This window comes from Pseudarthrobacter sp. LMD1-1-1.1 (genome assembly GCF_040676255.1).
Lineage (GTDB): Bacteria > Actinomycetota > Actinomycetes > Actinomycetales > Micrococcaceae > Arthrobacter.
In genome coordinates, this window is the sequence record NZ_JBEGHP010000023.1 from 289,013 (window position 1) to 306,655 (window position 17,643).

Below are 17,643 nucleotides of genomic sequence, written 5' to 3' on the forward strand. Positions count from 1 at the left end.
TCAGTAGCGGCGGCGGTACACGGGATCCAGGGTCTCCGGTGCCACGCCAAGCATTTCCGCCGTGTGTTCCACCACCACGTCGTGGACCAGGTCCTGGAGCTCTTCGACGCTGGAGCACGCCTGTTCCACCACGCGCCGGTACACCGTAATCATGGGTCCGTCCTCGCCTGCGGCGGGGGTGTAGGAGCCCATGGGTGGCGTGGACGCATTCGCCGCCAGCTGCTCGAGGTCCGGCGGGATTTCATCCACGCCAAACCGTACGCCGTCCAGGGTCTTGCCCCAGATGTCGTGCAGCCGCTGGGCTGAGTCCAGCACCATGTCGTCGAAGCGGTCGGCGCGCGTGCGGTATCCGGGATGGGTGGGCAGCATCACCTCGCCGCGGAGGCCGCGGCCGTGCCGGTTCCGGCGCCGCCTGGAGAAGCTCCTGCCGGCGGTTTCCACGCCCGATGCCGCGGGGGCATCCGGGTCAGCCAACCGGACCGAAAAACCTGATTCATGGTTCGATGACTGCATACATCGACTGTAAACCCGGGGGAGCATTTACGCGATACATCCCCTCTGCTCCGGGGGCGCGTCGGGCCCTGCCCGCAATGCACGGGTTTTGGGTGCCGAAGGGGTAGTCTGTGATGTCGTGGGAGCTATCCGTCAATGTTCAAGGTCTGCCTGCCGCCAGTCGGCGGTAGCCACCCTGACGTACGTGTACGCGGACTCCACCGCCGTCCTGGGTCCGCTCGCCACCTATGCCGAACCGCACTGCTACGACCTCTGCGAGCAGCACGCTGATTCTTTGACGGTGCCCCGCGGCTGGGAGGTGCTGCGCCTTGCCATGCCGTCCACTCCGCAGCAGCCTGGACCCGATGACCTGCTGGCGCTGGCCAACGCTGTTCGCGACGCCGCAGCCCTCCCTCCGGAGCCCCAGGCGCCTGCCCAGCGGGCACACCATTCCGCCCTGGAAGCTCCGGCCGGCACCGAAGGCGCACGTCGGGGGCACCTGCGGGTCCTCCGGGAACCTTCCTGAGCCCCATCTGGCGGTAGGCTGGAAGCTGCACATCTTTTCCGCTACCGGCGCGAGCGCGCCCGCCAGGGAGCATGAACAAATGCCAAAGATCAGTCCCGAGCTGTTGTCCGTCCTGCGTTGCCCCGTGACCGGCTCGCCCCTGGTCCAGGAGGGGGAGGAGCTGGTGGCCACCGCCGCCGGGGATACGGGCGTCAGGAACCGGTACGCCATCGAGGACGGGATCCCTTTGCTGCTGCCTCCGGAGCTGCTGGCTGCAGCAGCCTCGGCAGGTTCCGACCAGCACGATCCCGCTGCAGCAGGGCACTAGTTCACCTGCCTCCGCACGCACAGAAACAGCAGCACGGGGACTGGACCAGGACCCGGACCAAGCAAAGGACCACCCATGACTTTTGACTACAAAGTTGCCGACATCTCCCTGGCGGAAGCCGGCCGGCACCAGATCCGCCTGGCCGAGCACGAAATGCCCGGCCTGATGTCCCTCCGCGAGGAGTTCGGCCCCACCCAGCCGCTCAAGGGCGCCCGCATTGCCGGTTCCCTGCACATGACGGTGCAGACCGCCGTGCTGATCGAAACCCTCACGGCACTGGGCGCCGAGGTCCGCTGGGCCTCCTGCAACATCTTCTCCACCCAGGACGAAGCCGCCGCGGCTGTGGTGGTGGGCAAGGGCACCGTTGAGGATCCGCAGGGCGTGCCGGTGTTCGCCTGGAAGGGCGAAACCCTTGAGGAATACTGGTGGACCGCCGAGCAGATCCTCACCTGGCCCGGAGCTGAGACCAACCCCGAGCTCGGTCCCAACATGATCCTGGACGACGGCGGCGACGCCACCATGCTGGTGCACAAGGGTGTTGAGTTCGAAGCCGTTGGCAACGTTCCCTCCGCGGATCCCCAGGATTCGGAGGAATACGGCATCTTCCTCGACGTGCTGCGCCGTTCCCTGGCCGCGGACGCGAAGAAGTGGACCCGGACCGCTGCCACGATCAGGGGCGTCAGCGAGGAAACCACCACCGGCGTCCACCGCCTGTACCAGCTGGCCGACCAGGGCAAGCTGCTCTTCCCCGCCATCAACGTCAACGACTCCGTGACCAAGAGCAAGTTCGACAACAAGTACGGCATCCGCCACTCCCTGCCCGACGGCATCAACCGGGCCACGGATGTGCTCATGGGCGGCAAGGTAGCCGTCGTATGCGGCTATGGCGACGTGGGCAAGGGCGCCGCCGAGGCCCTCCGCGGCCAGGGTTCGCGCGTGATCGTCACCGAGATCGACCCCATCTGCGCGCTGCAGGCAGCCATGGACGGCTACCAGGTGGCCAAGCTGGAATCCGTCCTGGCGCAGGGCGACATCTTCATCACCACCACGGGCAACAAGGACGTCATCCTGGCCGAGCACATGGCCGGCATGAAGAACAAGGCCATCGTGGGCAACATCGGCCACTTCGACAACGAAATCGACATTGCCGGGCTGGGACGCATCCCGGGCGTCAAAAAGGTCGAAATCAAGCCGCAGGTCCACGAGTGGGTCTTCGACGAAGGCACTGCCACCGAACGGTCCATCATTGTCCTGTCCGAAGGCCGCCTGCTCAACCTCGGCAACGCCACGGGCCACCCGTCCTTCGTCATGAGCAACTCCTTCGCCAACCAGACCATTGCCCAGATCGAGCTGTGGACCAAACGGGACCAGCACGAGTATGAGAACAAGGTCTACGTCCTGCCCAAGGTCCTGGATGAAAAGGTGGCGCGGCTGCACCTGGACGCCCTGGGCGTGGAGCTCACCGAGCTGAGCAAGGACCAGGCGGAGTACCTGGACATCGATGTGGCCGGCCCTTACAAGCCGGAGCACTATCGTTACTGAGACGTAAGGGCCCGGGCGCGTTCAAGCGCCCGGGCCGTTATTTTCTGCACGTAGGATCGAAAACATGGAGCCTGATGTAAAGCCCCGCCGCAGGGGGAGCGCCAAGAAAGTCCTTGCCGTGGCCGCCGTGTGTGTCCTGGCTGCCGTTGGCGGGGTTTTCGCAGCCGTCGCTCCAGGCCTTGCGGGCGGACCCCTGGAATCCGAGGCAGGCTCCGCACTGCGGACATCGCCGGGCATTGCATCGCCCGTTGTGCCGCCGGTCAAGCTTGACGCGGCCCCGGCCAACGGTGCCAAGCAGGTCAATCCCGCCGCCCCAGTGTCGCTGAAGGTAGGCAACGGGATCATCCAGCGCGTCACCCTCGCCAGCACCGCCGGGAAGACCATTGACGGCAGCATTGACGCCAGTGGGACGTCGTGGTCCGCCACGGCTCCCTTGGAGTTCAACACCGAGTACAGCTACACGTACGTGGTCAAGGACTCTGCAGGGCGCGAAACCAGCACCACCCAGTCCTTCAATACCGTCTCCAGCTCGCATGAGGCGGACGCCGCCATCTATCCGCTGAACGGCATGAAGGTTGGCGTCGGCCAGCCCCTGCAGATCATCTTCAGTGAGCCCGTGACCAACCGTGCCGCCGTCGAAAAGGCCATCAAGGTCACCACCACGGCAGGACAGGCCGGGGCATTCCACTGGTACAGCGACACCATGGTTCGGTACCGGCCCGAAAACTTCTGGGCGGCGAACTCCACCATCACCATGGACATGCAGCTCTTCGGCGTCGACCTTGGAAACGGGCAGATCGCGAACTTCAATAAGAAGGTGAACGTCAACATTGGGGACAAGAAGGTGGCCATCGCGGACGCCACCGCCCACACGTTCACGCTGAGCGTCAACGACCAGCCCGTCAAGACGCTCCCCGTCAGCATGGGGGACAAGCGCTTCCCGTCCGCCAAGGGATACGCGGTGCTGATGGAGAAGAACCGGTTCGATCACTTCAGGGCTGCCAGCATCGGCCTGAAACCGGATGACCCCGCCTACTATGGTGAGGCCGACGTCGAATACACCATCCGCCTCACGCTGAGCGGCGCCTACATCCACCAGGCACTCGAGTCTGCCTATCCGTATATCGGGAACACCAATGTGTCCCACGGCTGCATCGGGTTCCTTCCGGACGGGGCAGCCTGGGTGTTCGACAACATGGGAACCGGCGACGTCGTCCAGATCATCAACACAGAGGGTGACTACGCGGCGAACACCGACGGGTATGGCGACTGGAACATTCCCTGGAGCGAGTACGACAACTAAGTCACTCGGCGAAGGGCAGGCGCTGCAGCCGCTGGCCGGTCTCCGTGTTCCGCCGGCGTGACTGCGTCAACCTGGTGTACTCCCTGTTCCGGCGTTCAGCGACGACGGCGGCCAGGTAGTCATCGGGACCGGTCCCGGGCGGCGGGGCGGGTGCCACATGGGCCGAGAGTTCCTCGGCGATCGCCTGGGCCATTCCTGCCCTGGAAAACGGAGCCATCCGCCCGGCCTGGCGGATAAACTGGGCGGCCCTGCGCGCCGTGGCGTCGGGGATGCGCCCAATGTCCGCCGCGGCAGCCCAGGACTGCAGGTACGGCGGCACGAAAACCCGGACGGCCGCGTCCGCTGGAACCCGGCTGCGCACAGCGTACGTGCCGGCGAGCAGGTCGCCGAGCCGCCGGGATTTGTCGTTGAAGAGCGCCACGGCGAGGGCAAGGCCGCCAAACGTCAGGTAAATCTCAAGGAATCCGGTCAGCCCGCGGATCACGGCGTGCCGGAACCGGATGGCGCCCCCGTCCTCCCGCACCACCCGCAGGCCGGTGGCCAGTTTGCCGAGCGACCGGCCCCGGCTGAGTGTTTCCACCCCCACCGGCACCACCACCAGGCAAAAAACGACGGCGGCCAGGCCCAGGGCGCGCGCGGCAGCATCGTCCAAGTCAGCGCCGGCGGCGGACAGGCCAATCATGATCAGCACGAGCAGGACCACATGGACGACGACGTCGATGACCAGGCCAAGGGCCCGGGCCGCGAAGCTCGCTGGCCGCAGCTCGAGTACTACTGCCTCGCCGGTGATTATCTGGCTCACACTGCGTCCCCGCCCTTCGCAGCTGCTGGTATGGACCGTCCGATGGTGCGGACGGTCAAAGTCTAATGCCGGGCGCTAGGCTGTAGCCGTGGACATGGATGCCTTCGCCGCCGTTAACGCTGACAAATGGGCGCGGCTGCAGGAGCTCGCGGGAAAAGGCAGGCTCACCGGCGCCGAGTCTGACGAGCTGCTGGCGCTGTACCAGTCGACGTCCGGCCACCTGTCGCTGGTCCGTTCCGTGGCCCCGGAAAGCGGGCTGTCGGCATCCCTCTCAGCCACGCTGGCCCAGGCGAGGACCCGTTTTACCGGTGCACGGTCCAATGCCATGGCTGACCTTGCCAGGTTCTTCGTGGTGGCACTGCCGGCTGCGCTGTACCGACTGACCTGGCTGACGCTGGCGTGTGGAGCAGCCTTCGTCCTCATCGCCGCGGCGTATGCGGCATGGATCGGGACGTCACCGGAGGCACTCCGGGCCGTAGCCTCCGAGACCGATGCCGCCCAGTATGTGGAGCAGGACTTCATCAACTACTACTCGGAGAACCCTGCAGCGTCCTTCGCCGGAGCCGTATGGACCAACAACGCGTGGATCAGTGCTCAGGCCGTGGCCCTGGGGATCACCGGGGTCTGGGTGCCGATGATCCTGTTCGGCAATGCCCAGGGAGTGGGCATTGCCGCCGGAATCTTCGCGTCCGCCGGCAAATCGGATGTTTTCTTCAGCTACATCCTGCCGCATGGGCTGATGGAGCTGACCGCCGTCTTTGTGGCCTCGGCCGCGGGACTGCGGATCTTCTGGGCCATGGTCTCGCCCGGGCCGCGGACCAGGGGGCGGGCGGTCGCGGAAGAAGGCCGGTCGTTGGTCACGGTGGCCCTGGGGCTGGTCCTCGTACTGTTCGTCTCGGGGCTGGTGGAAGGCTTTGTCACGCCCAGCCCGCTGCCTGCCTGGGCCAGGATCGGCATCGGCGCGGCAGTCCTCGCCGCGTACTGGATCTACGTCCTGGTGTGGGGCAGGCGCGCATTCCTCGCCGGGGAACGCGGGGACCTCCGCCGGGAAGACGCGGGCTACACGGAAATCGCTGCCTGAATCGTTGTAATCCTGCCGGGGTGGTTCCTCGCCCAGCGGAAGTCCCTGACGGTAGGCTCGACAGCAGAATCAATCGCACCGGCGGCATGGGGCCGGTGCGGAACCCAACGGAAGTGACGCTGCTGTGAATGACGAAACACCGGTCCGCGCCAAAAGCGCTGCGCCGCAGCCGGAACCTTTGCTGGATACGTCCAGGGATTCCGACGAGCCCGCGTTCTCCTGGCTGACGCCCACTGATGGCGGCACGTCCGACGGCGACAACACCGACGGCGACACGTCCGGCGGAGAGAAGCCCGGCGGCGACAAGACCGACGGGGCAGAACCGCTCGGGGACAGGCCTGCGCGGCAGGAGTCCGCGGCAGAAGGCAACGCCGCCCAGCCCGAAAGCCGTGCCCACCGCAGGGCTGCGGAAGCCGCCGTCGAATCCTCCGCCACGGGGAATCCCGCCGCCGGTCCGTCCGCTGCCGGCCGGCCCGGCTCCGGCCCGTCGACCGCCACCGCCTCCACGGACGGGCATGCCGGCAGCAGTGCCTCGCCGGTTTTCAAGGAGCCCCTTCCCACCTCCGCCCTGCACGTCCGTCCCCCTGAGGAGGAAGTGGAGCGCCGCAACGCCCAGCGTGAAAGCGCCGCGAACGCCAAGCCTGTGGCACCCCGCGTCATGCAGGTCCTGCTGGCCATCATCTACCCGTTCATCCTCCTGATCCTTGCCGTCCGGGCGGTGACCACCCCGCTCTTCCTCTGGGTGGAGTACAACCGTCCCGGTTTCCCGGGCGATGGCTACGGCTTCAGCACCGACGACAGGATGACCTACGGCTCCTACGCCGTGGACTACCTCCTCAACTGGTCCGGCCCCAGGTACCTGGGCGATCTGGTGCAGCGCGGCGGCGATAAACTCTTCAAGGACGGCGAAGTCAGCCACATGGCCGACGTCAAGACGGTCATCCTGTCCACCTTCGGCGCCGGTGCGCTGCTGCTCCTCCTGGCGCTGATCGCAATCCTGTACCTGCGCAGGCGCAGCACCGGCGGAGTCCGGCGGGGCCTCTTCGCCGGCTCCATCATCACACTGGTCCTCATCCTGGGCCTGGGAGCACTGGCGGCACTGGGCTGGCAGCAGTTCTTCACCGAGTTCCACCGGATCTTCTTCGCTGACGGGTCCTGGACGTTCAGCCTGGACGACACCCTGATCAGGCTGTTCCCCAGCCAGTTCTGGATCGACGCGGGCATCGGCATCGGTGCCCTGGTGCTCCTGGCATCCATCGTGACGCTGGTGCTCACGTGGCCCACCCGCCGCCGCCGCGGTGTTGCGCCGCAGGAAAAGCGCGTGGACGGGGAGCAGGAAAAGGTGGATCAGCCGTAGATCTTGGCGATCTCCGCCTGGAACTCCTTGACGACGGCGGCCCGCTTCAGTTTCAGTGACGGCGTCAGGTGCCCGGACTCCACGCTGAATTCGGCGTCCAGGAGCCTGAACGTCCGTACCGACTCGGCTTTGGACACCATCTGGTTGGCAAGGTCCACTGCCTCCTGAAGGGCGGCCAGGACCTGGGGGTCGCCGGCAGCTTCACTGAGGGGGAGCGGAGGCAGGCCACGCTCGGACCGCCAGTCGGCAACGCCTTCCGGGTCCAGCGTCAGCAGGGCCGAGACGAACGGCTTGCCGTCGCCCACCACCACCGCATGGCCCACCAGCTGGTGGGCGCGGATCTTTTCCTCCAGCGGCCCCGGCGCCACGTTCTTGCCGCCCGCAGTGACCAGCAGGTCCTTCTTCCGGCCCGTGACGGTGAGGAAGCCGTCCTTGTCCAGGACGCCAAGGTCACCGGTGCGGAAGAAGCCATCCACGAATGCCTCGGCGTTCGCCGCCGGGTTGCCGTGGTAACCCCTGAAGACGCCGATTCCCTTCACCAGGATTTCGCCGTCTTCAGCAACGCGAATGGTGGTGCCCGGAATGGGGATCCCCACAGTTCCCACCTTGGTGCGGGACGGGGTGTTGGCGGTGCAGGGCGCCGTGGTCTCGGTCAGCCCGTAACCCTCCAGGACGGGAATCCCCACGCCACGGAAAAAGTGTGCATCCTCGGACGCCAGCGGGCTGGCCCCCGAAACGGTATATCCCACCTCTCCGCCCAGCGCCTGGCGCAGCCGCGGATAGACCAGGCGGTCATACACCGCATGCCGGGCCCGGACCAGCAGCCCGGGGCCCGGACCGTCGCCCCGGCTCTGCCGGTCCAGTTCCCGGGAGTACGCGATCGCGGCTGCTGCCGCGGCATCGAACAGCCTCCCCTTGCCTGCCGCGGCGGCCTTGTGCGCTGCCGTTGCCCGGACCTTTTCGAAGATGCGCGGCACCACCAGCAGGAAGGTGGGCCGGAACGTGCCGAGGTCTTCCAGGAGCTGCGCCGCGCCCGGAGTGTGTCCCAGGGTTGCCCCTGCAGCCAGGCAGACCACTTGGACGGCCCGGGCCAGCACGTGGGCCAGCGGCAGGAACATCAAGGTGCGGGCCTGGTCCTTTTGCAGGATTTCGGGCAGGAACGCAACGATGTTCCTGGCCACCAGGGCGAAGTTCCCATGCGTGATCTCGCAGCCCTTGGGCTTTCCCGTGGTGCCCGAGGTGTACACCAGCGAGGCGAGGTCGGCCAGCCCCGCGCGGCTGCGCTGCCGCTCCAGCTCGGCATCGCTGACTCCGGTGCCTGCAGCGGCGAGGCTGGCAAGGTCCGGGGCCTCGCCGTCGTAATCCATCCGAACCACGTTGACCAGGCGGTCGCTGAGCTCGGCGGAACCTGCCACCACGCCGGTGACCAGCTGCACCGTGGCGCGGTCGCCGGCGAAGACGCGGCGGACTCCTGCGTCCTGGATGATCCACTGCACCTGGCTTGCGGAGGACGTCTCGTAGATGGGTACCGTGACGCCGCCGGCGAACCAGATGGCAAAGTCCACCAGCGTCCACTCATAGGAGGTGCGTGACATGACGGCCACGGTGTCGCCGGGCTCCAGGCCGCCGGCGATGAGGCCTTTGGCCAGGGCGCTGACGTCCTGAAGGAACTTCTGCGCGGTGACATCCACCCAGCCGTTGGGGCCCTTCCGCCGGTACAGGGCGTGGGCCGGGTTGGCGGCGTGCTGCTCCAGCAGCAGGTCCGTTACGTTGCTGCCGGCGTCAAGCTCAACCAGCAGTTCGGTACTCGCTTCTCTCACAGCAGGTCTCCGTTTCCGCTGCCACGCCGCGGCAGCGGCTCCATCAGGTCTCTGTTGCCATCCTGCCCTAGATCCAGGATGGCATCCACATCCGGACTTTCCAGTCGACGTACGGGATCACTTCGGCGGTCCAGATCGGGTAGAAGAAAGCCGACAGCAGCAATACCGCGGCAAGGAACAGGCCCACCAGGTACAGTCCGGAGCGACGGCGCCACGGCGGATCCGAGGACCTTCCCAGCACCAGCCCCAGGCAGTACACCAGGGCCAGGACAAGGAACGGTTCAAAGGAGACCGCGTAGAAGTAGAACATGGTCCGCTCCGGATACATGAACCACGGCAGGTAGCCCGCAGCCACGCCGGCCAGCACGGCCCCGGCGCGCCAGTCCCGGCGGCCCGCCCACCAGAACAGCAGGACCACCAGCGCGATGGCCGCCGGCCACCAGATCAGCGGGTTCCCGACCGACAGGATGGCGGAGGTGCACTTCTCCACGTCACAGCCCGGGGTGCCCTGGGGCGGGGACTCATAGAAGAACGACGTGGGCCGCCCCATCACCAGCCAGCTCCAGGCGCTGGCCTGGTAGGGGTGCTCCGAACTCAGGCCCTGATGGAAGTTGTACGCCTCCAGGTGGTAGTGGACCAGGGACCTGACTGAGTCGGGGAGCCACCCCCATTCCGCCGAGGGGTTGCTTTCCGCCCAATGGCGGAAGTAGGCGTTGTCCGACAGGAACCAGCCTGTCCAGGTCGCCGAGTAGACGATCCCTGCCACGGGGACCATGCCGAGGAACGCCGGGATGCCGTCCCGGATGGCTCCGCCGCTGATCCAGCCCCGGATGCCCGCCACCCGCCGGGCATTGAGGTCCCAGAGCACGGTGAGGAGGCCAAAACCGGCCAGGAAGAACAGGCCCGACCATTTGGTGCCCACCGCCAGGCCCATGCAGACCCCGGCGGCAACCCGCCACCAGCGCACCCCCAGCCATGGGCCGGTCAGCAGCGTGCCGGCCGGTGGCTGTCCGCCGTTCGCGGCAGCGGCGCGTGCCAGCCGTGCGGCCAGGCGGCGGCGCCCGTCGTCGCGGTCCATCAGCAGGGCGCCGAAGGCGGCAAGGATCCAGAACGTGAGGAAGATGTCCAGCAGCGATGTCCGGGACATCACCAGGTGGTGGCCGTCGACGGCGAGGAGCAGCCCCGCAGCGCCCGCCAGGGGAAGCGAGCGGAACAGTTTCAGGGCGATCAGGGAGACCAGCAGCACGGTGAGCGTGCCCGTAAGTGCTGCCGCGAAGCGCCAGCCAAAGGGGTTCTCCGGCCCAAACAGCCACATGCCGGCCGCAATCATCCATTTGCCGACCGGCGGATGGACCACATATTCCGGAGTGTTCAGCAGGACGTCGGGATTCCCGGCGTTGAAGGAATCATTGGCTTTGTCCGGCCAGCTGCGTTCGTAGCCGCTGATCAGGTAGGAGTAGGCATCCTTGACGTAGTACGTCTCGTCGAACACCAGCTTGTGCGGCACTTCGAGGCGGATGAACCGGAGGAGGCCGCCGGCCACCGCCGTGAGCACCGGGACCAGGATGTACCAGAGCCGCAGCGACGGCGGATAGTCGCGCCAGGATAGTCCGGTACCGATCAGCCTGGTCGTCAGCGCCTCGGCGGTGAACGCTTCGTCCGGCCGGCTGATCCAGGGCCGGACTGCTTTCCCGCCGGGTTCCCCTGCAGTGGCGCCGGTGCCGGCTGGGGATGCCGCCGGGCTGGGTTTCCCGGCCCCGGCGGGCCGCGTCGAGGTCTGCGTCACGAGCCCCATGCTACCTTTTGCGGCTGGAAGACCCGGCAGCAGTAGGCTTGGTGGGTGGACCCGAACCCCAGCCCCCTTCCCGAGCCCGCCCCTTCGACGGCGGGACGGATCGTCCTTGCCGCCACTCCGATCGGGAACACCGGCGATGCCTCCGCCCGGCTGGTGGAACTGCTGGGCACCGCGGACATCGTGGCGGCAGAGGACACCCGGCGGCTGCACCGCCTGGTCCAAAGCCTGGGTGTCGCCGTTGCGGGCCGCGTCATCAGCTACCACGAGCACAATGAGGCCACCCGGACGGCCGAGCTCCTGGACCAGGTCCGTGCAGGCAGCACTCTTCTCATGGTTACGGACGCCGGGATGCCCGCGGTGTCCGATCCCGGTTTCCGGCTGGTGGAGGGGGCCATCGCCGCGGGGCTTCCCGTGACCGCTGTCCCCGGGCCGTCCGCGGTCCTCACGGCGCTGGCACTGTCCGGCCTGCCTACTGACCGGTTCTGCTTTGAAGGGTTCCTGCCCCGCAAGGCCGGTGAGAGGGCCTCGCGCCTCGCGGACCTTGCAGGGGAGCGGCGCACCATGGTGTTCTTCGAGGCGCCCCACCGGCTTGAAGCCATGCTGCGGGCCCTGCGGGAGAGGTTCGGCCCGGACCGGCCCATCGCAGTGTGCCGGGAACTGACCAAGACGTATGAGGAAGTCATCCGCGGCACCGTGGGCGAGCTCCTGCAGTGGGCTGAGGACAACGAGGTCCGCGGCGAGATTGCCGTGGTGCTTGGCGGCGCCCCCGAACAGGCAGCCGGCACCCCGGAGGACCACGTTGCGGCCGTCAATGAACTGGTGGCCCAGGGCATCCGGCTGAAGGAGGCCGTAGCCGCCGTCGCCGAAGATGCCCGGGTCAGCAAGCGGGAGCTCTACTCGGCGGTCCTGGCCGCACGGTAGCGGGCAGCGAAGCCGTTCGTGACGCGCTGCGCCCGTGCTGTGCAGCTGCACAGCACGGCGGCGATTCCGCAGTGCGCAACGGCGTAGACCATGGGGGTGGCCCGCAGTAGTCTGGCAGTTAATCAGCCCCATGATCCCGGTCACTCCGGCCGCGGCGACGGGCTGCCACAACCCTACCGACGAGGGAGTCATCGTGACTGTCACTGCACAGCCGGCCGTTACCGCCGAGCGCGAAACCCGGCTTTTGGCCTCCGTTCCCACTGGGCTGCTCATCAACGGTGAGTGGCGCGACGCCGCGTCCGGCAAGACGTTCGACGTCGAGGATCCTGCCACCGGGAAGGTGCTGCTGAGCATTGCCGACGCCGGCCCCGAAGATGGTGCGGCGGCCTTGGACGCTGCTGCGGCAGCCCAGGAGTCCTGGGCGAAGGTGCCGCCCCGTGAGCGGGGGGAAATCCTCCGCCGGGCCTTTGACCTGGTGACGGAACGGGCTGAAGACTTCGCCCTCCTGATGACCCTGGAAATGGGCAAGCCGCTGGCCGAAGCCCGCGGCGAAGTGACGTACGGGGCGGAGTTCCTGCGCTGGTTCTCTGAGGAAGCAGTACGTGCCTTTGGGCGTTACTCGGTGTCTCCGGATGGCAAATCCCGTCTCCTGGTGGCCAAGAAGCCGGTGGGCCCCTGCCTGCTGATCACCCCGTGGAACTTCCCGCTGGCCATGGCCACCCGCAAGATCGCGCCCGCCGTCGCTGCCGGCTGCACCATGGTGCTGAAGTCCGCGAACCTCACGCCGCTGACGTCCCAGCTGTTCGCCTCCGTCATGCAGGAGGCCGGCCTGCCCGCCGGTGTCCTCAACGTCATCCCCACCTCCACGGCCGGGGCCACCACGGGACCGCTGATCAAGGATTCCCGCCTCCGCAAGCTGTCCTTCACCGGCTCCACCGAGGTGGGCCGCCGCCTGCTGGCCGACGCCTCCGAAAACGTGCTGCGCACCTCCATGGAGCTGGGCGGCAATGCCCCGTTCCTGGTCTTCGAGGACGCCGACCTGGATGCTGCCGTCACCGGCGCGATGGCCGCAAAGCTCCGCAACATGGGCGAGGCCTGCACCGCTGCCAACCGGTTCATCGTCCATGAGTCGGTGGCGGCCGAATTCGCCGAGAAGTTCGCCGCGAAGATGAAGGAAATGACCACCGCCCGGGGCACCGAACCCGAATCCAAGGTGGGCCCGCTGATCGACGGCAAGAGCCGGGACAAGGTGCACGAGCTGGTCTCCGACGCCCTGGCCTCCGGTGCCAAGGCAGTCCTGGGCGGCGCTCCCGTGGAGGGGCCGGGCTACTTCTACCAGCCCACCATCCTGTCCGGCGTTTCCGAGGGGACCCGGATCCTGTCCGAGGAAATCTTCGGCCCGGTGGCCCCGATCATCACCTTCAGCAGCGAGGACGAGGCCGTCCGGCTGGCCAACAACACCGAATACGGCCTGGTGGCGTACGTCTTCACCAAGGACATCAACCGCGGTATCCGGATGGGCGAGCGGCTGGAAACCGGCATGCTGGGCCTGAACGCCGGCGTCATCTCCAACGCCGCGGCACCTTTCGGTGGCGTGAAGCAGTCGGGCCTGGGCCGCGAAGGCGGCCTGGAAGGCATCGAGGAGTACCTCTACACGCAGTACATCGGCATCGCCGACCCCTACGCCGGCTAGCCCCGGCAGTCCGCAAGACCACACGTGCCGGCCGGGACTTCCCCGGCCGGTACCTGTGTGTTCAGCCCCCGCCTGCCCTGCCGCCGCCGTCGTCCGGCGCTGACCTGAAGCGTGCCCGGGCGTGCGGCACCCGGCGGATGGCACGGCCGGCAGCGCTGAACGGCATCCTGAGCAGCCGGCCCAGCCGCAGGGTGACCGACGGCGGGACCCACGAAGCAGCCCAACGCCTTGGCAGCGGGGCATTGGCGCGCAGTGACGCCTCCACGGCGGCAATGCCGGCTGCAAGGTCCTGGACTGCTGCGTCGGCGGAACTGCCGGCGCCGGGACGTCCATACCTGTGGTGCTCAAAGGCTGAGGTGAGGGAGGCCACCGCCCCGTGGGCGTCCTGGTCCATACCGCCGGGTTCGCCCAGCAGGGTGCTGCGGAACCGGGCCGCGTAGGCCCGCGGCGTCTCGCTGTTCCCCGCGGGCAGCCCGTAGTCGGTGCCGAGGTCCCGGAGTTCGCTCCACGCCAGCGGGACGGCCAGGTCAGGGCGCTTCGGGTGCAGCCGCCGGGACCGGGCGCCGGCGCGTACCAGGTGCGGCGCGGCGGCCAGGAGTACCAGGCCCACCGCTCCGGCCGTCCCAAGGAGCCAAGGCATCAGGGGCACGCCGTCGCCGGAGCCGCTTCCGCCTGCGCCGGGGAGGGCCTGTGCCGTTGCGCTGGGGGAGGGTGCTGGTACCGGGACGGTGTCGGGAATGAGTCCGTCGTTGTTGCCCAGCGATTCCGCCACTGATGGTGCTGAGGTCTCCGTGGCGTAGTCAGGGACCACTCCCCGCGAAGGGGTCGGTTCGAAGGGCACCCAGCCCAGGCCCTGGAAGTACAGTTCCGGCCAGGCGTGGGCGTCGCGCGCGTCGGCCTCGTACTCAGGGAGGGACCCCTGGCCGGCCACCGTTATGGTGGCCCCTGTGAGCCTGCCGGGGGCGTAGCCCACGGCAATCCTGCTCGGAATGCCCTCCAGCCTGGCCATCACGGCCATCGCGGAGGCGTAGTGGATGCAGTAGCCGCTCTTCTGCTGCAGGAAATCTGCCAGGACGGAGAGCCCGTTGCCGTCGTAGCCGCCCTGCACCGGTGACTGCAGCGAGTAGGTGAACTCGGACGAGCGCAGGTACTTCTGGATGGCCATGGCTTTTTGGTACGGCGTCCCGGCGGATCCGGCCACAGTCTGTGCAGTGGTTTTGACGATGTCCGGCACATTGCCCGGAATCCTGGTGAAGACGTCGGGGATGCCGCGCGCCGGGGCCGAGGACTGGGCCAGCAGGGCTGCGGAGAGCTTGGGCACGGCAGAGGTCACCAGGTATTCCTGCCGCCGGGTGGTGGTGTCCGTGCCCTTGATGCTCAGCGTGGCCGGATCCCAGGTCCACTCGCCGCCCAGGCCGCGGACGGTTTCAGGGGCATAGGGGACCGGCAGGTAGGGGCTGGTGAAGGAACCGGCGTCGACGGCGGTGACCAGGCGCACCTGCTCGTCGGTGAGGACTTGATAGCCGGGGTCGATCCGGCCGTCAAGGGGGACCCGGGATGCGTTGCGGTCGTCGGGGCCCCAGGAGTCGCCGTCGAAGTTGTCCACGGTCACCGAGCGCAGGTAGAGGGGCGTGGGTGAATTGGTGGCGTACGTGATCCTGCCGCTTCCGTCGGGGGTGCGCAGGCTGTTGCCCAGCGTGATCATCGGGTTGAGGCCGGTGGAAGCGCCCCACGGATTCAGCCTGGACCCCTGGGGGAAGGTGCCGCGGTCGAAGCCTGGAATAGCCAGTGGCAGCACCAGGGTGGCGGCCAGGGCCACGGCCCCGGTCAGCGCGGCGCGGCGCAGCAGTCCGGGACTGCGTGCCGGTCCGCCCTGCAGCCTGCCGTCCGGGGCGAACCACTGGCTGACGGCAAGGATCAGCAGGTATCCCGCCGCGGTGGCAAGGAAACTCCCGACGCCCACGCTTTGGGGTTTGATCATGGCCGGGACCACCAGCAGGGCCAGCAGGCCGGTGCCGGAAGCGGCCGGCATCCCCAGGGGCACCGCGAGGGCATCGACCAGAATGACCGCCAGGCCGAGCACGGCGCAGACCACCATGACAATTCCGGCGTTGGGCGCCACGGGCGCTGTCTCCGCCAGCACGGTTTCGCTGGCGCGCTGGATCAGCCGGTCCAGCTCAGGCAGCGTGGCACCGGTGGGGACCACCCACAGGAAGCTGGAACTGCGGAAGAAGGTCATGGTCAGGACGCCGCCCAGCGCCACGAACCCTCCGGCGGTGACCAGCAGCGGCTGGGCGCGGACGGAACGGAGCGCGGCAAGCGTGAGGGCCACCGCCAGCACGGTGGTCATGGCGGGCCAGTACCAGTTCCAGCCGCGAAGGACACCGTTCAGGGACAGGGCCGCTCCGCAGACCGCCAAGGAGATTGCTGCCGCCATGGCCCAGGGATAGGCGCCGGCACCGGTGCGCCCCGCAGGAATCCGCGGGTTGTCCCGGGCCTGGTGTCCTGAACCCGTCGTCCGGGCCGGTGCGATGGTCATTTCGCCACCCCCGCTCCCCGGCGGACCTCCGCTGCGGGCGCGACGGGCAGGGCGGGGTCCTGGGCGAACTGGCCCCAGGCAGCAGCAAGCCGGGTCTTCGGCGCCGCGGCTACGGCCCGCCAGCCGCCCTGCCGCAGCACGTCGAGGACATCCTGGAACTCCGCGGGCCGTTCCACGGCGAGGAGTGCGAACGCATCGGTCCCGTACGCGGCAGCCGGTGCCAGGGCTGCTGCCTCCTCCTTGGTAATCCGGCCCAACACTGCGATCAGCGGCCCCCGCATGCGGTGCGCGGACAGCTTGTCCATCAATCGGTCATCAAATGCCGGCGGCCCCTGGTCGCTGCCCACGTGCGTCCGCGCCCCGGCAGCAGCCCGCCGCTCTATGTTCCTGCCGGGCAGCTCCGGGTGCGCTCCGTCCCGCCGCGGGTGGAGCGTGCCGGAGAGATGGATGGCCGCCAGGCTCTCGGCGATCGACTGCAGGCCGGATGCGCCGCTGTACTCCTCCGCCCCAGGCTCCGGAGAGGAGGGCGAGTGAAGGAATGCCGGGTCGCCGCCGGCATCCAGCAGTCGAAGGCTGTAATTGCGTTCAGCCAGGTGGGCGCCGGCGGACATGGCGGCAACCACGGACCACTCGAAGGTGTCGCTGGTGGCGGGCGCATGCCCATCGTGGCCGGGAAGCCCCGGCATGGATGTTCCAAGGCCGCCGGCGAACGTGCTGGAACGATGGTCAAGGATGATGGTCGCTTCCGGCGTGGTGACCGATTCCTCCTGCCGGACCATCAGGGCCCCGTGCCTGGCCGTCGCCGCCCAATGGACCCTCCGCATGGGGTCCCCATGGCGGTATTCGCGGGTCATGACATCGTCGTCGCTGGGATTCGCGCGCACGCGGGTGGCAGTGACGCCGTCGTTGCCCCGCGCTCCGCCCAGCCCGGTGGCAGGCAGAGCGACGGCGGCCGGCGTCACGGTGAGGACGTCGCCGTCGTCAATGGGCCGCCGGTGCAGCGAAAGGCCGAAGGGGTCGGTGAACTCTGCCGTTACCGGCCCAATCCTGAACTGCCCGCGATACCTGGACGTCAGGTGGTATTCGTAACGGCTGGTGCCGCCGGTGGCGGAACGGGACGGGAACCGGAACGCGGGTGCCTGGCCAAACTGTGCCGGCAGCCGCTCCTCCATGACCACCCGCCCGCTGCCCGGGCCGGTCCTGGCCACCGCAAGGTTGACCGTGGCCGGTGCCGACGTTTCCACCGGGGAGGGGTTGAATTCCCGGTAGACCCGGAAGCGGGGTTTCACCAGGCGAACGCCTGCGAGGGAGACGAGCGGAAGCACCAGCAGCAGCAGGGCCAGCGTCAGGAGGTCGCGGCGGCCCATGACCTGGGCTGCAGCCAGCGTGAAGGCACCGGCCGCCAGCATGCCCCATCCGCGCCTGGTGAACAGGTGCTTCGGGAGCTTGTGCAGGAAGGCCATGG

The 17,643-nt window shown here is 68.1% G+C and carries 14 protein-coding genes; 8 read left to right on the forward strand and 6 right to left on the reverse strand.

Annotation, left to right across the window (positions count from 1 at the left end):
* Positions 1-513, reverse strand: a complete 513-nt coding sequence (locus tag MRBLMD1_RS14960) for a metallopeptidase family protein (RefSeq protein ID WP_159632514.1) — start codon at positions 511-513, stop codon at positions 1-3.
* A gap of 118 nt (positions 514-631) precedes the next feature.
* On the opposite strand from MRBLMD1_RS14960, the gene MRBLMD1_RS14965 reads away from it, so the two are divergent.
* The 4 genes from MRBLMD1_RS14965 to MRBLMD1_RS14980 all read left to right on the forward strand — a co-directional run bounded on the left by MRBLMD1_RS14965 (position 632) and on the right by MRBLMD1_RS14980 (position 4,170).
* Positions 632-1,018: a DUF3499 domain-containing protein gene (locus tag MRBLMD1_RS14965; protein WP_159632513.1), complete on the forward strand. Its 387-nt coding sequence runs from the start codon at positions 632-634 to the stop codon at positions 1,016-1,018.
* A gap of 79 nt (positions 1,019-1,097) precedes the next feature.
* Positions 1,098-1,325: a Trm112 family protein gene (locus tag MRBLMD1_RS14970; protein WP_159632512.1), complete on the forward strand. Its 228-nt coding sequence runs from the start codon at positions 1,098-1,100 to the stop codon at positions 1,323-1,325.
* A gap of 75 nt (positions 1,326-1,400) precedes the next feature.
* Complete coding sequence (gene ahcY / locus MRBLMD1_RS14975; RefSeq protein WP_364401006.1) at positions 1,401-2,867, forward strand: adenosylhomocysteinase; 1,467 nt, start codon at positions 1,401-1,403, stop codon at positions 2,865-2,867.
* Between the two features lie 64 nt (positions 2,868-2,931).
* Positions 2,932-4,170 carry a L,D-transpeptidase gene (locus tag MRBLMD1_RS14980; protein WP_159632510.1) on the forward strand — a complete coding sequence of 413 codons (1,239 nt, stop codon included), beginning with the start codon at positions 2,932-2,934 and terminating at the stop codon, positions 4,168-4,170.
* Position 4,171: 1 nt separating this feature from the next.
* Here the strand turns inward: MRBLMD1_RS14980 and MRBLMD1_RS14985 are convergent, their stop codons facing one another.
* Positions 4,172-4,972: an RDD family protein gene (locus MRBLMD1_RS14985; protein ID WP_159632509.1), complete on the reverse strand. Its 801-nt coding sequence runs from the start codon at positions 4,970-4,972 to the stop codon at positions 4,172-4,174.
* An 88-nt stretch (positions 4,973-5,060) separates the two neighbouring features.
* Between MRBLMD1_RS14985 and MRBLMD1_RS14990 the strand changes: the two genes are divergently transcribed.
* Positions 5,061-6,053, forward strand: a complete 993-nt coding sequence (locus tag MRBLMD1_RS14990; RefSeq protein ID WP_275180406.1) for a stage II sporulation protein M — start codon at positions 5,061-5,063, stop codon at positions 6,051-6,053.
* 124 nt (positions 6,054-6,177) lie between these two features.
* Positions 6,178-7,410, forward strand: a complete 1,233-nt coding sequence (locus MRBLMD1_RS14995) for a TIGR01906 family membrane protein (RefSeq protein ID WP_275180405.1) — start codon at positions 6,178-6,180, stop codon at positions 7,408-7,410.
* On the opposite strand, the gene MRBLMD1_RS15000 is transcribed toward MRBLMD1_RS14995, so the two are convergent.
* Positions 7,401-9,230 carry an AMP-dependent synthetase/ligase gene (locus MRBLMD1_RS15000; protein ID WP_159632507.1) on the reverse strand — a complete coding sequence of 610 codons (1,830 nt, stop codon included), beginning with the start codon at positions 9,228-9,230 and terminating at the stop codon, positions 7,401-7,403. The two genes, MRBLMD1_RS14995 and MRBLMD1_RS15000, sit on opposite strands and share 10 nt — an antisense overlap.
* 67 nt (positions 9,231-9,297) lie before the next feature.
* Positions 9,298-11,025 (reverse strand): dolichyl-phosphate-mannose--protein mannosyltransferase, encoded by a 1,728-nt coding sequence (locus MRBLMD1_RS15005; RefSeq protein WP_364401011.1) that lies wholly within the window; start codon positions 11,023-11,025, stop codon positions 9,298-9,300.
* Between the two features lie 45 nt (positions 11,026-11,070).
* Here MRBLMD1_RS15005 and rsmI point away from each other — a divergent pair, with 45 nt between their 5' ends.
* Both rsmI and MRBLMD1_RS15015 read left to right on the forward strand, forming a co-directional pair.
* The gene (gene rsmI, locus MRBLMD1_RS15010; RefSeq protein WP_159632505.1) at positions 11,071-11,946 is read left to right on the forward strand and encodes a 16S rRNA (cytidine(1402)-2'-O)-methyltransferase; all 876 of its coding nucleotides are present in this window, start codon (positions 11,071-11,073) and stop codon (positions 11,944-11,946) included.
* A 193-nt stretch (positions 11,947-12,139) separates the two neighbouring features.
* Positions 12,140-13,639 (forward strand): NAD-dependent succinate-semialdehyde dehydrogenase, encoded by a 1,500-nt coding sequence (locus MRBLMD1_RS15015; protein WP_364401015.1) that lies wholly within the window; start codon positions 12,140-12,142, stop codon positions 13,637-13,639.
* A gap of 61 nt (positions 13,640-13,700) precedes the next feature.
* On the opposite strand, the gene MRBLMD1_RS15020 is transcribed toward MRBLMD1_RS15015, so the two are convergent.
* Positions 13,701-16,178 carry a transglutaminase TgpA family protein gene (locus MRBLMD1_RS15020; protein WP_364401018.1) on the reverse strand — a complete coding sequence of 826 codons (2,478 nt, stop codon included), beginning with the start codon at positions 16,176-16,178 and terminating at the stop codon, positions 13,701-13,703.
* Positions 16,175-17,641 carry a DUF58 domain-containing protein gene (locus tag MRBLMD1_RS15025; protein WP_159632502.1) on the reverse strand — a complete coding sequence of 489 codons (1,467 nt, stop codon included), beginning with the start codon at positions 17,639-17,641 and terminating at the stop codon, positions 16,175-16,177. Before MRBLMD1_RS15025 ends, MRBLMD1_RS15020 begins: the two co-directional genes overlap by 4 nt.
* Between the last annotated feature and the right edge of the window lie 2 nt (positions 17,642-17,643).

Coding starts and splice junctions, on each gene's coding strand:
- ahcY (WP_364401006.1), top strand. CDS start 1,401: ATGACTTTTGACTACAAAGTTGCCGACATCTCCCTGGCGGAAGCCGGC.
- MRBLMD1_RS15020 (WP_364401018.1), bottom strand. CDS start 16,178: ATGACCATCGCACCGGCCCGGACGACGGGTTCAGGACACCAGGCCCGG.
- MRBLMD1_RS15005 (WP_364401011.1), bottom strand. CDS start 11,025: ATGGGGCTCGTGACGCAGACCTCGACGCGGCCCGCCGGGGCCGGGAAA.
- MRBLMD1_RS14960 (WP_159632514.1), bottom strand. CDS start 513: ATGCAGTCATCGAACCATGAATCAGGTTTTTCGGTCCGGTTGGCTGAC.
- MRBLMD1_RS15025 (WP_159632502.1), bottom strand. CDS start 17,641: ATGGCCTTCCTGCACAAGCTCCCGAAGCACCTGTTCACCAGGCGCGGA.
- MRBLMD1_RS14980 (WP_159632510.1), top strand. CDS start 2,932: ATGGAGCCTGATGTAAAGCCCCGCCGCAGGGGGAGCGCCAAGAAAGTC.
- MRBLMD1_RS14970 (WP_159632512.1), top strand. CDS start 1,098: ATGCCAAAGATCAGTCCCGAGCTGTTGTCCGTCCTGCGTTGCCCCGTG.